Annotated in this window: 14 protein-coding genes; 10 read left to right on the top strand and 4 right to left on the bottom strand. The window is 35.0% G+C overall.

Annotated elements, in window-relative coordinates:
• Nucleotides 1-21: 21 nt before the first annotated feature.
• Genes lpxA through rnhB form a run of 3 tightly spaced genes read left to right on the top strand, consistent with a single transcriptional unit; the run spans nt 22 to nt 2,569 of the window.
• Complete coding sequence (lpxA, locus tag H3S73_RS07970) at nt 22-801, top strand: acyl-ACP--UDP-N-acetylglucosamine O-acyltransferase (protein ID WP_198227375.1); 780 nt, start codon at nt 22-24, stop codon at nt 799-801.
• Nucleotides 801-1,943 (top strand): lipid-A-disaccharide synthase, encoded by a 1,143-nt coding sequence (lpxB, locus tag H3S73_RS07965; protein WP_198236327.1) that lies wholly within the window; start codon nt 801-803, stop codon nt 1,941-1,943. Before lpxA ends, lpxB begins: the two co-directional genes overlap by 1 nt.
• A gap of 35 nt (nt 1,944-1,978) precedes the next feature.
• Entirely contained in the window at nt 1,979-2,569 is a 591-nt protein-coding gene (gene rnhB / locus H3S73_RS07960) for a ribonuclease HII (protein ID WP_198227379.1), read from the top strand.
• A 6-nt stretch (nt 2,570-2,575) separates the two neighbouring features.
• On the opposite strand, the gene H3S73_RS07955 is transcribed toward rnhB, so the two are convergent.
• On the bottom strand, nt 2,576-3,175 hold the full coding sequence (locus H3S73_RS07955) for a YiiX family permuted papain-like enzyme (protein WP_198227381.1): 600 nt from the start codon (nt 3,173-3,175) through the stop codon (nt 2,576-2,578).
• Between the two features lie 92 nt (nt 3,176-3,267).
• Entirely contained in the window at nt 3,268-4,557 is a 1,290-nt protein-coding gene (locus H3S73_RS07950; RefSeq protein WP_198227383.1) for an NAD(P)/FAD-dependent oxidoreductase, read from the bottom strand.
• Between the two features lie 335 nt (nt 4,558-4,892).
• Between H3S73_RS07950 and H3S73_RS07945 the strand changes: the two genes are divergently transcribed.
• The 5 genes from H3S73_RS07945 (at nt 4,893) to rraA (ending at nt 9,741) form a co-directional block, all read left to right on the top strand.
• Nucleotides 4,893-5,864 (top strand): HlyD family secretion protein, encoded by a 972-nt coding sequence (locus H3S73_RS07945; RefSeq protein WP_144092639.1) that lies wholly within the window; start codon nt 4,893-4,895, stop codon nt 5,862-5,864.
• Entirely contained in the window at nt 5,846-6,985 is a 1,140-nt protein-coding gene (locus H3S73_RS07940) for an ABC transporter permease (protein WP_086325876.1), read from the top strand. The genes H3S73_RS07945 and H3S73_RS07940 overlap by 19 nt, the downstream gene beginning before the upstream one ends.
• A 14-nt stretch (nt 6,986-6,999) precedes the next feature.
• Nucleotides 7,000-8,187 (top strand): ABC transporter permease, encoded by a 1,188-nt coding sequence (locus H3S73_RS07935; RefSeq protein ID WP_086325875.1) that lies wholly within the window; start codon nt 7,000-7,002, stop codon nt 8,185-8,187.
• A gap of 72 nt (nt 8,188-8,259) precedes the next feature.
• Nucleotides 8,260-9,162 (top strand): 1,4-dihydroxy-2-naphthoate polyprenyltransferase, encoded by a 903-nt coding sequence (locus tag H3S73_RS07930; RefSeq protein ID WP_198236326.1) that lies wholly within the window; start codon nt 8,260-8,262, stop codon nt 9,160-9,162.
• A 90-nt stretch (nt 9,163-9,252) separates the two neighbouring features.
• The gene (gene rraA, locus H3S73_RS07925) at nt 9,253-9,741 is read left to right on the top strand and encodes a ribonuclease E activity regulator RraA (protein ID WP_086308241.1); all 489 of its coding nucleotides are present in this window, start codon (nt 9,253-9,255) and stop codon (nt 9,739-9,741) included.
• Between the two features lie 86 nt (nt 9,742-9,827).
• Here rraA and dprA read toward each other — a convergent pair whose 3' ends face one another.
• Complete coding sequence (gene dprA, locus H3S73_RS07920; RefSeq protein WP_198236325.1) at nt 9,828-10,934, bottom strand: DNA-processing protein DprA; 1,107 nt, start codon at nt 10,932-10,934, stop codon at nt 9,828-9,830.
• 155 nt (nt 10,935-11,089) lie between these two features.
• Between dprA and def the strand changes: the two genes are divergently transcribed.
• Nucleotides 11,090-11,602 (top strand): peptide deformylase, encoded by a 513-nt coding sequence (gene def, locus H3S73_RS07915; RefSeq protein ID WP_086308187.1) that lies wholly within the window; start codon nt 11,090-11,092, stop codon nt 11,600-11,602.
• A gap of 56 nt (nt 11,603-11,658) precedes the next feature.
• Here def and grpE read toward each other — a convergent pair whose 3' ends face one another.
• Entirely contained in the window at nt 11,659-12,243 is a 585-nt protein-coding gene (gene grpE / locus H3S73_RS07910; protein ID WP_086308186.1) for a nucleotide exchange factor GrpE, read from the bottom strand.
• Nucleotides 12,244-12,401: 158 nt separating this feature from the next.
• Between grpE and nadK the strand changes: the two genes are divergently transcribed.
• Entirely contained in the window at nt 12,402-13,277 is an 876-nt protein-coding gene (gene nadK / locus H3S73_RS07905; RefSeq protein ID WP_232352957.1) for an NAD(+) kinase, read from the top strand.
• Nucleotides 13,278-13,329 lie beyond the last annotated feature (52 nt).

The raw sequence follows: 13,329 nt of genomic DNA, 5'->3' as shown, positions 1-13,329 counted from the left end.
CAAAAGTATTAAGGAAATGCTATGTCAACGGAAATACATCCAAGTTCAGTAATAGAAAAAGGGGCTAAGATTGGCAATAATGTCAAAATTGGACCTTTTTGCTTTGTTGGTGAAAATGTTGAAATTGGTGATGGGACTTTTTTAAAATCACATGTAGTCATCAACGGTCACACTAAAATTGGTAAAGATAATCAAATTTATCAATTTACTTCAATTGGTGAAGTTAACCAAGATTTAAAATATCGTGGTGAACCAACGCGCACTGAAATTGGTGATCGCAACATGATTCGCGAAAGCGTAACCATTCACCGTGGCACCGTGCAGGGTGGTGAATTAACGCGTATTGGCAATGATAATCTATTTATGATTAATGCGCATGTTGCTCATGATTGTGTTATTGGTGATCACTGTATTTTAGCTAATAATGCAACTTTAGGCGGGCATGTCCAATTAGATGATTATGTAATTATAGGCGGCATGACAGCCGTACATCAATTTTGTGTTATTGGTTCACATGTTATGGTGGGTGGGTGCTCTGGAGTTGCTCAAGATGTACCACCTTATGTTATTGCCCAAGGTAATCATGCAACGCCTCACGGTGTAAATTATGAAGGTTTAAAACGCCGTGGATTTAGTAAAGAGGCTTTGCAAGCGATTCGCAATAGTTATAAAGTTCTTTATCGAAATGGCTTAACATTAGACGATGCCAAAGTAGAGATTGAAACCATAGCTAAACAGTATCCTGAAGTCCAATTATTTATTGATTTCTTTTCACGTTCAACACGTGGCATCATCCGTTAATGATAAATAAACGATTAACCATTGCGTTAGTCGCAGGGGAAACCTCGGGCGACATTCTTGGTGCTGGTTTAATTCGTGCACTCAAAAATCATCATCCCAATATTGAGTTTATCGGTATTGCTGGGCCAAAAATGCAAGCTGAAGGCTGTAAAGCTTGGTATGAAATGGATGAACTTTCGGTTATGGGCATCGTAGAGGTGTTAGGTCGATTACGTCGTATTTTAGCTATTCGTCGCGACATCACTAAACGCCTCATTGAGTTAAAACCTGATATTTTTATTGGTATCGACGCCCCTGATTTTAATCTTTCGTTAGAAGGCAAACTTAAACAAGCAGGCATTAAAACCATTCACTATGTGAGTCCTTCGGTTTGGGCGTGGAAGCAAAAACGAGTATTTAAAATTAAACGCAATACTAATCTTATTTTAGCGTTTTTACCTTTTGAAAAAGCGTTTTATGATAAGTTCGATGTTCCTTGCCGTTTTATTGGACATAAAATGGCAGATGATATCCCACTAAATCCAGATCAAAAAGCAATGCGTCAGCAATTAGGTATCCCTCTTGATTGTCTTTGTTTGGCCTTATTGCCTGGTAGCCGTCACGCAGAAGTCTCTTTACTGTCAGAACCATTTCTAAAAGCCGCACAATTATTACGCCAGCGTTACCCTGATTTGCATATTGTGGTACCGTTAGTTAATACCAAAAGACGTAAAGAGTTTGAACAAATCAAAGCTCAAATCGCCCCTAATCTTGAAGTGCAGCTATTAGATGGTCAAGCCCGTGAAGCGATGATTTCAAGCAATGCCACTATCTTGGCATCTGGCACAGCAGCATTAGAGTGTATGTTAGCCAAATGCCCAATGGTAGTAGGATATAAAATGAAAGCCTTTACTTTTTGGTTAGCTAAAAAAATAATCAAAACGCCTTATGTTTCTTTACCCAATATTTTAGCGGGAAAAGAACTTGTACCCGAACTATTACAACAAGATTGCACACCAGAAAATATCGCCAATCATATTATCCCTTTTTTAGAAGGAGATAATACCGAAGTTAAAAATACCTTTCTCACTTTACATAAACAAATTCGTTGTAATGCTGATGAACAAGCTGCACAAGCAGTATTAGATGTTTTAAAGGATTAGCGTTTTAAAAATACGCTGTTAGAGGATTTATATCGTTGTTAGAATTTACTTACCCTGATGCTACATTAATAGCGGGTGTCGATGAAGTTGGAAGAGGACCGCTATGTGGCGATGTTGTTACTGCAGCAGTTATTTTAGATCCAACTAAACCTATCGTTGGTTTAACCGACTCAAAGAAACTTACTGAAAAAAAACGTGAACAGTTATTTGAAGTGATAAAAGACAATGCATTAGCTTGGTGTGTCGCCAGAGCATCGGTGGATGAAATTGATGAGCTAAATATTTTACATGCTACTATGCTGGCGATGCAGCGAGCAGTATCTGGCTTAAAAATCAAACCCAATTATGTCTTAGTTGATGGCAATCGTTGCCCCAATTTTGGCATTCAAACCCAATCCGTTGTTAAAGGTGATCTATTAGTGGCAGAAATCAGTGCTGCATCGATTTTAGCTAAAGTCACACGAGATCGCGAGATGGTCGAGTTAGATAAACTTTATCCCCAATATGGTCTTGCTAAACATAAAGGTTACCCAACCAAAGATCATTTAATTGCAATAGAAAAACATGGCATTAACCATTTATATCGTAAAAGCTTTGCACCAATAAAAAAATTACTGCAATGCTAAAGTCAACTACCAGCGCTTATCAACAGTGATTAATAGTGGTGAATTAAACATCGCAACAGGTGAAATTACAGTTTCTTGATAAGGTATCTTATTACCATAGCGTTCTTTTAATTTTTGTTTAACCGCTGGTGATGACAGATTAAAATCTTTAATGGTTTGTAATTGACCAATTTTCAGTTTAAGTCCCCGATTATAAATTTTCCAAACTAATTCTGAACAATAAATATAGTTATCATCCCAACCAAACCAAATATCGTAAGGTTTGTTTTCAAATGTTTTGGCGACCTGTTTTAAATTGGTAATTTCTTTTTGTGATAACGTATGATCTTTTAAACGTTTTATCACATATTTTTTATTTTTTCCGCGATTTATCCAATTATCTAAAGGTGTATAAACCACTTTACTTGCTGCTTCAAAAACATAAGGTTTGCCATTTTTAGTAAAAATGATACCCATATGACTATAAGGCGACTTAGTTGCCTGCTCAACGGCTTTACTTTGGTTTGATTGAGAAGATTGGAAAATAATATCACCATCTTGTGGTTGATAATTTGCTAAAGCTGTATAGCTAGCGAAAAGTAAACCAAAAATGAAAATAAAACGCATTAACCACTACCTATAAAATCGAATCAATTAAAGTAGTAGTATAATCTAATAAAGCTACTTAAAAAAATTTTAAGTAGCTGTTATTTTAATAATTAATTACGATTACAAAAAATGGAAGTCGATTTGGTTTTGTACATAAATTTACTAGCACGAGCAAAACGAATCGTTTTAAAGATACCCAATAAACTGGCTTGATGCATTCGATACAATAATCGATGAATAATTAATGCAAACCAACCTTTAACACTCATTTCACTCTTTCCAGCTATTTTGACCACACCTTGTGCAGTATCATGTAAAGAAATGATTGTTCCATTATCGGTATATTTAAATGATTTCAATGGATTGTTATTTAGTATATTGATAATATTTTCATAACATATTTTTGCCATTTGATGTGCAGCTTGAGCGGTAGGTGGTGAGGCATGACCATTCTCTTGCATTGCGTAAGCACAATCACCAATAACAAAAATACTGTCATCACGGGAAGTTTGCAATGTCGGTTTTACCACCAATTGATTGGAACGACTAGACTCTAAGCCTGAAATTTCTTTTAAATAATCAGGTGCTTTAACACCCGCAGTCCAAATCATAATATCAGCTTTGATGATACCGCCATCTTTTGGATAAAATCCATCATTTTCCGCTTTTGTAATCATGGTTTTTGTTAATACATGAATACCTTGTTTTTCAAGCGTTTTAGTAATACTTATCGCTGTTTTTTCTGGCAAAGCAGGTAAAATACGATCAGTTGCTTCAATAACTGACACATCTAGAAGATCCGAACACATTTTGTTACGACCACAGGCGCCAAATTTTTCTACCATATTTGGTAATTCAGAAGCTAATTCAACACCGGTTGCTCCACCACCAACGATTGCAATTCGGATTTTATCTTCATCAGTGCTTTGATGATCATCAATGATTGAACAAAAACTAGTGAATTTATTGATCAAGGTTTCTCGCAAACGAATAGCCGCATTTTGATCATCTAAGAAGATACAATGTTCTTTAACACCAGGTGTACCAAAATCGTTAGAGGTACTACCAATGGCAATAACCAGAATATTGTAATCAATAGAAATAGATTCATCATTATGGTTGATAACCGTAATTCGCTTGCTATCTCGATCAAGATCGGTAAATGTACCTTGGGTAAACTCAAAATTATGCTGTTGACCTTGAGATGCATAATAAATATTATCAACTTGCTCATCAAGGACACCCGTTGCTACTTCATGTAATAATGGTTTCCATAAATGATAACTATTTTTATCAACTAAGGTAATTTGAGCTTTGTCCGTTTTGCCTAATTTATCACCTAGATCAGTAGCGAGCTCTAAACCGCCAGCACCACCACCTATAATAATTATTTTTTGCATAATTAAAGCCTTATTAATTTAATTAAAAATATCTTACTAAATAAGTAGGTTTTTATCTATTTCTTTTGACTGATGATATTCATAAATAAAATCTATTAAAATGGTGGTTTAGAATTATTGAAATTTATTTAAGGGTGAAATAGAATGTAAACAATCAAGTTATTAATTATTCCATGTAATCTTTATTTTGGTTTAAAAATATAGCTTTGTTTGTTTAAGTAAAACACTATATCGTGTGATATAGTAATCATTAATGACGTATGTTAATTCTTGATTGCGTACAATTATCCTAGTTCTTTAGGCCTTTTCTTACAATTGTCATTCAAAACAAATTTATGAATAAAAAAATTTTTATTGTTATAGCATTGATTGTTATATTAATTTCGATGACGATCTTAATTCGTGCTCATCATAGCGAACTTATCTTACAAGGCGAAGTTGATGCGCCTAATGTTAGCATTTCCTCTAAAGCAAAGGGGCGAGTGCAAGTTATTCATGTGAATCGTGGTGATGATGTCAAACTAAATGATGTCTTAATTACGCTTGATAGTCCAGAACTTTTAGCACAAGTTAAAGCGGCCGAAGCAGCACGAGATCAAGCACAAGCACAAGTATCACTTTCTGAACATGGCACACGTGAAGAAAGTATTCGTTATTATGAAGCATTACTTGAACAAGCTAAAGTAGCTTATGACAATGCCTCAAAAGAGTACAATCGTAATAAAGCAATTTCAGCAAAAGGCTTTGTATCACAATCAATATTAGATAATGCGCTGAAAACGCGTGATGCTGCTTATCAACAAGTTTTATCAGCACAGGCTAATTTAGATCAAGCACGAAATGGTGATCGTGTTGAACAACGACAAATTTATGATGCCAAATTAAAAGAAGCTGAAGAACAACTTAAGCAATTACAGATCCAATTTGATGACTTGCAAGTTAAAGCCCCAGTAGATGGAGAAGTAGGTTCGATTCCTGCTGAAGTAGGCGAATTATTTAATGCCAATAGTCCACTATTAACCGTTATTCGATTACCACAAGCTTATTTTGTGTTTAATATTCGTGAAAATATTATGCCTCATATTCATAAAGGTGATCATATTAAGCTAGAAGTTCCCGCACTTGGTAACAAAGAAGTTGAAGCGGAAGTTCGTTTTATTTCACCAATGGGTGATTATGCAACCAAACGCGCCACTCGTGCAACCGGTGATTTTGATTTAAAAACGTTTGAAATTAGACTTTATCCAACTAAACCTGTAGAAGGCTTACGCGCAGGTATGAGTACATTATGGAAAATAGACAACTAGTTTTAGACTTCTGGCATCGCTTTAAAGACGCTTTTAACGATGAAATACCAGTTATATTTAAGCGATTTACTTTCCATTGGTTAATGTGGATTTTACCGCTAATTATCTTTGTGTTAATTAGCAGTATCTTTCACAAAGGTGTACTGTTTGATCTACCGGTAGGCTATGTTGATCAAGATAAAAGCTCTTTATCTCGTGAAATAATACGGGATCTTAACGCTGGCGCACATGCCAATTTGATTAATTATGACAATCAGCTAAAAATGGCTGAGCATGATTTAGAAAAAGCCAAGATTTATGCCGTTCTTTATATACCACCTAATTTTGAAGCGGATGTGTTAGCTGGCCGCCAGCCAACACCAATGCTTTATTATAATGCTCTATATTATAGTGCTGGTTTATATTCAATAATGGATTATTCAGGGTTAATTGCATCATTAAACACCCAATATCGGACTACCATGGCAACCAGTATTGGTTTACCCGTTCCAAAACTTGCTCAAGTTAATTTCAATTATGATGGGCTATTTAATGCAAGTGGTAACTCGATGTACTTCCAACAATTTTCGGCAGTAGTACATTTGTTGCAATTATTTGTGGTTACGACAACTATTTATATTTTGTCGCAATTACCCAAACGCACTCGACCTAGTTATCCATTTGTATTAGGTAAATTAGCCCCTTATACCATTTGGTATACCATGTTATTGATGTTTGAAATAGCAATGCTGGTTTTATTTTCTGATGCTCGAGTATCCGGTTCGCCCTTTGCTATGATGATGGTGGTTTTCTTTTATGTAATTGCGGCACAAAGTATTGGTATTTTGCTTTACACGTTTACCAAAACAACATTAGATGCATATACTTATATTGGGGTTTTAGTAGGGCTTGCATTAACCTATTCAGGCGTGGTTGTACCAGAGTTATCTATGCCTTGGATAGCTAGGTTTATCTCATCACTTGAGCCTTTAACTTATGCGCTCAATAAATTGTTTGATCTATTTTTACGGCATTCTAGTTATCTATCCGTATTAAAAACCTGTAGTATTTTGATGATCTATCCAATAATTATTACAGTGTTAGTTAGAAAACGTTTAGTCAAGCGTTTACATTCACAGTAAGAGGCAATATTTGGATGCTTAAGCTATTTTTTTCTTCAGCTGTAAAAATGTTTTTCTTTATGCTAATGCGACCAATGTGGTTATTGATGCTATTGTCTGTCTCATTAATGAGTCTTGTTTATCTTAATGGTACTATCACTAATTTACCCGTTGCTATTGTCGATCAAGATCATACCGCGACGAGCCGCAGTTTGATTCGTTCTTTAACTACCAGTTCTAAAATCAATGTCCTAACCTATGAAAATTCATTACAAGCTTATGATGATATAAACAATCGTAAATTGTTTGCAGTTTTTACCATTCCAAGGGATTTTGAAAAACGCTTATTAAATGGTCAAGATGTAACCATTCCTGCTTATGGCGATGCTTCTAGCCGTTTAGCTAATGGTTTGATACAAGTTGATATTAAGGGAATATATCAACAAATATTGACCGAATATAATATGCGAGTAATGCGTAATGGCGGGTTTTCTGATCAGCAGATTAATATCATTTTATCGCCAATAAAAGGGCAAACGATGCCACTTTATAATGCTGGTATCAGCTTTGCAGCAATAACCTTTCCTGGACTATTAGTCATGTTGTTGCAACACTCCTTTTTAATTGCCTCAACGCGAATCAATATTACCCTACACTCCTTGCCACAAGGTAAGCCACCAAGGATTGTTATATTCGGAAGTCTATTCGGTATTATTCCAATATGGTTATTTTTATCTATAGTCCTATTTGGATTATGGCCATGGCTACTCGGTTATCGGCAATTAGCCAGTATACCTGAAATTATTATTATGACATTTCCTCTATTATTAGGAATTTTGGGCTTAAGTAAATTGCTTACAGAGTGTTTACGCCGAGCGGAGATGATCTATTTAACTTTAGCTTTTTTAACCACGCCCGTATTTTACCTATCTGGTACCATATGGCCACTTGATGCGATGCCTTTATGGGTACAAACAGTATCGAGAATGCTGCCATCAACATGGGCAACGAATATGATTGCCGGCGTAAATCAGATGGGATTAGGTCTGTCAGACAATTTATTTAATATATTTATGATTCTTTTTCTCGGTGTAATGTATGGTTCATTAGGCTTTTTTATTGCTGCACTACGAGAAGGAAAAGTCAGAGGATATTTCAAAAAATTAAAGAAATTTTTACGGCCTAAAAATCCAAAAATTCATAATAAACCGTCAATTAGTTAGTACTAAAACGTGAATATATTATTGATTACTGATATGATGAATGCATGATTTTTTAAATAAATAATATGTTGTATGCCCAATAAATATTATCCATGGATTATTAGTTTACGCCCTAAAACATTAGTATTATCACTTTGTGCCATTTTGATGGGTAATACGCTTGCGTATTGGGGTCGGTCTTTTGATCCACTGATTATGCTCTTATCAATTATTACCGCATCATTACTACAAATTTTATCGAATCTAGCCAATGATTATGGTGATGCGATTAAAGGCAGTGATGATCAAAACTTAACTGGGCATAAACGGGGTTTGCAGTTAGGTTTAATTACGCTTAATCAATTAAAAAAAGCATTATGGATTAATACTTTTTTATGTATTGTATTTGGACTGACTTTAATTTATTTAGCTTGTAATAATATTTATGAAATTTTAAGTTTTATACTATTAGGAATATTATCTATTATTGCAGCAATAACTTACACGGTAGGTAAAAAACCTTATGGTTATATAGGTCTTGGAGATCTATCTGTTCTTATCTTTTTTGGTCTAATTAGTGTAATAGGAAGCTATTACTTACAAACCAAAACATTACCAATACCAATTATTTTACCAGCTTTAGGCTGTGGATTATTGTCCGTTGCAGTACTTAATATTAATAATCTTCGTGATATAGACAGTGACAGAATGAATCACAAACGAACACTGGTAGTTTTAATGGGCAAAGATCGTGGGCGAGTTTATCACCTTCTATTATTGGTGAGCTCATTATGCTCATTTAGCATATTCTCCTATAGTTATCTAAATCCTCGTTGGGGTTGGCTATTTATGCTCGGTCTACCTTTGTTAATTGAACATATCTATGCCGTTTTTCATTTTAAAACAGCAAAAGATGCGTTCCCTTTACTATTACAAATGGTCAAACTTGCTTTATTGATTAATTTACTTTATTGTTTGGGGATAATTTTGAGCTAGCTCACGATTATTTAATTTTAATATCGTTTTACTTGATGTTAGCGTTATACTATATAGTATTAAAATACGACAGCAAAAGGAGACCTGATGATGGAGTTTGATACTTCAATTCTTTGCGATTACTACCCAGAAGATGTTAACGTAGTGGAACCTATATTTAGTAATTTTGGTGGTGTGACATCATTTTCTGGACAAATTGTGACAGTTAAATGTTTCGAGGACAATGGTTTACTTTTTGAAACTCTGCAAACTGACGGCACAGGAAAAATTTTAGTAATTGATGGCGGTGGTTCAGTGCGTCGTGCGTTGATTGATGCAGAACTAATTGATATTGCACTGCAAAATCAATGGGAAGGAATTATTGTTTATGGTGCCGTTCGTCAAGTTGACTATTTAGCTGAAGCTGAAATTGGTATTCAAGCACTTACCGCAATTCCTGTAGGAGCTGAAAATCAAGGCGTTGGTGAAGTTGATATTCGTGTTAACTTTGGTGGCGTAACATTCTTCTCAGGTGATTTTGTCTATGCTGATAATACAGGTATTATTCTGTCTGAAATTGCCTTAGAAATAGAAGAATAAGATATCATTCTTGCCGCCGATAAATATCGGCGGTTTTTTACTGAAACACGGTCATCACCTCAAACTTTTTGACAATAGTTTATCTATTATTTGATCGTTCGCTTGCGAATATATCCCCCTGTTACCGTCATAATTAATCCAGCGATTTCCATATCTAATAATTTACTGGTAAGTTCAGGAATCGATAAATTAACCAATGATGCAATTGTATCAACTGCAATAGGTTGATGATGAATGACAGCAAAAATTTCAGGATACAAAATATGATTATTGAGGTCATCCTCGTTTTTTGTTTGTCGATTTATTGTTGATAAATAACGACTATAATGCTCTAAAATATCAATTGGCTCAGTAACTAAATAGGCACCCTGCTTAATTAAAGAATGTGTTCCAACACAGTTTTGATTATCAATATCTCCTGGCAATGCAAACACATCACGATTTTGCTCAAGTGCATAACGGGCCGTTATTAGCGAACCACTTTTTTCTGATGCTTCAATAACAAAAGTCCCTAAACTTAGCCCACTGATAATTCGATTACGCCGAGGAAAATATTCGGTTCTTGCTTTTTCAAAAGGTAAAAATTCTGATATTATCGCACCATGTTGCGCTAAAATATCATTCACTAAATTTAGGTTTGACCTTGGCGCTATATTAGCTAATCCGCTACCGAGTACGGCAATAGTATTACCGCCTACCTCAAGTGCACCACGATGGCAAATCGCATCTAAACCCAGTGCCAAACCACTGGTAATGGTTAACCCATTAATGGCTAATTCACCAGCGAAATATCGTCCCCATTGAGCGCCATATTCACTAAATTCACGGCTGCCAACCATGGCAATTTGTGGAGAATGTAGTAGCTGACAATTTCCCATAATAAATAAAAATATTGGTGGTGAATTAATTTGCTTAAGCAAAATCGGATAATCTGAATCACAATACGCAATCAAATGCTTTTGAGGATAAGGAGTATCGAGCCATTCAAGTATCGGTTCAAAATGAAAATAAGAAGTAGCTAAAAACTTTTCTTGTTGCTCTTGAGTTAATGCTAATTTCTCAAGTAAAAACGATACATTATTAATTATATTAGGCAGATCTGTACCAAAAATTTGGCTAATTTTTTTAAAAATTGCAAGTTTTCCTTGTCCAAGCATTGAAATTCGTAATAAGAATTCATATTTACTCATCATAACTTTTTGCACTCATGTTAAATAAATTTAATTTTCTGAATAGATAAGATAAATACTACCAATAGCCAATAAGGGCTATTCAATGACATGATAAATGTTTACAATGAGTAATAAACTGAACTAATCTGACTTTTGAGGAGTAGATCGAAGAATTTATGGCTATTTTACCGGTATTACGTTTCCCTGATGAGCGACTCCGCAAAGTTGCTAAACCCGTCACCCAATTTACGCCAGAGTTACAAACCATTATCGATAACATGATTGAAACCATGTATGCAGAAAAAGGCATTGGTCTTGCATCAACACAAGTGGATATACATGAGCAGATCATTGTAATTGATGTAACCGAAGACAAAAGTCAACCTTATGTGATTATTAATCCTGAAGTGATCAGTAAAGAAGGCGAAACAGGAATTGAAGAAGGTTGCTTATCAATACCTGATTGTCGAGGATTTGTACCAAGAGCGGAAAAAATTAAAATCAAAGCACTAGATCGTGATGGAAATCCTTATGAAATTGATGCCGACGACCTACTTGCTATTTGTATACAACACGAAATGGATCACTTAAAAGGTAAATTATTTGTCGATTACCTTTCACCATTAAAACGTCAGCGAATTGAACAAAAGATGAAAAAACTGACGCGTGAAGAGCAACGTAAAAAATAAAATTAACCGCCATTGATAAATGGCGGTTAAATTATCTACTATCTACAACGATACTATTATTTAGCAACAATAACCATCGCAGGGCGAATTAATCGACCATTTAAAGTATAACCTTTTTGGATTGTATTAACGATTTGTCCTGATTGATGTTCTGGTGATTCAACCATGCTAATTGCTTGGTGTACATCAGGATTTAGTTGAGAATCTTCCGTGCTAACGACTTCAATACCAAACTTTTTAACCGTGTCTAAGAACGATTTTAATGTCAGTTCTAAACCTTCAACGGTTGCTTGATGTTCTGGATTATTTTTGTCAGTAGATAATAGAGCACGTTCTAAGTTATCAATGACGGGTAATAATTCATTTGAAAACTTTTCTAACGCAAATTTACGTGCTTTATCGACATCTTGCTCAACACGTTTACGCACATTATCAATTTCAGCACGCGCACGAATCATCGCTTCGCTTTCATTCTTTTTAGCTAATTGTAAAGCTTGTTCAAGCTCGGCAATACGAGTATCTTTTGCTTTCAATTGCTCTTCTAAATCCGGCTGCGCTGCCGCTGGTTGTTCTGTTGTTTCTTCTGCTGGGGTGTCAATGTTAGCTTCATTTTCTGACATATTTTTATCTTGTTCTGTCATAAGGTACTCCAAATGTAGTCGAAAACTTAATGAATAACGGTTATTATGGGGACAATTTTTATTATTACAAGCTTATCGAGACATTGATATGTATTTTTTTTAATTTATACCCAAAAAATACAGATGTTTATGAAAAAATAAGGTAAGGATATTTTATAATGATTCCATTTAAATGCATTGGTCTAATTGGACTTCCACGTAAATTAGAAGCAATTGAAACCCATCAAGTGCTTTATGATTGGCTTGTTAAACTCGGTATTCGTGTATTAGTAGAAGATAGATTAGCCGAATATATTCAATTCCCAGTTAGCCATTATGCTTCGTTGGAAACAATTGGTGAGCAAGCTGATTTAGCTATCGTGGTTGGTGGAGATGGCAATATGTTACGCTCAGCACGATACTTATCTCACTATAAAATCAGAGTGATTGGGGTTAATCGAGGTAATCTAGGTTTTTTGACTGATATTTCGCATGAACAGGTAATTGAACAATTAAGCCCAGTTATTGCAGGTGAATATGTCGATGATCCGCGTTTTTTATTAGAAGTATCCATATTTGATAACGGTAAAATGATTAACTCAGGCTTTGCCGTAAACGAAATTGTGATAACTCCAAATACAGTTGCGCATATGATTGATTATGATGTCTATATTAATGAACGCAATGCATTTTCGCAGCGTGCTGACGGGTTAATTATTGCTACTCCGACTGGCTCAACAGCGTATTCACTATCGGCTGGTGGACCTATTTTAGCGCCCCATTTAGATGCCTTGATTATTACACCAATGTTTCCGCATTCTTTAGCGGTTAGACCATTAGTGATTAAAGGGGATAATCCTATTCATCTTAAATTCCCAACAACAGCCTTGGATTTGAATATTGCCTGTGACAGCCAAATCATTTTACCCGTAAAACCATCACACGATGTCATTATTCGCCGTTCTTCATATGAATTTAATTTAATTCACTCAAAGGATTACGACTATTTTAATAATCTTTCAAGTAAATTAGGCTGGTCACAAAAAATGTTTTAATTAATGCATCGTTTCTGTCTTAAGACAAATCGCTTTTACTCTTCTGTTTTAA

Source organism: Gilliamella sp. B14384G12 (assembly GCF_016101825.1).
Lineage (GTDB): Bacteria > Pseudomonadota > Gammaproteobacteria > Enterobacterales > Orbaceae > Gilliamella > Gilliamella apicola_N.
The sequence above is the reverse complement of the archived record's forward strand: the minus strand, read 5'-3'. Positions and strand labels throughout refer to the sequence as shown.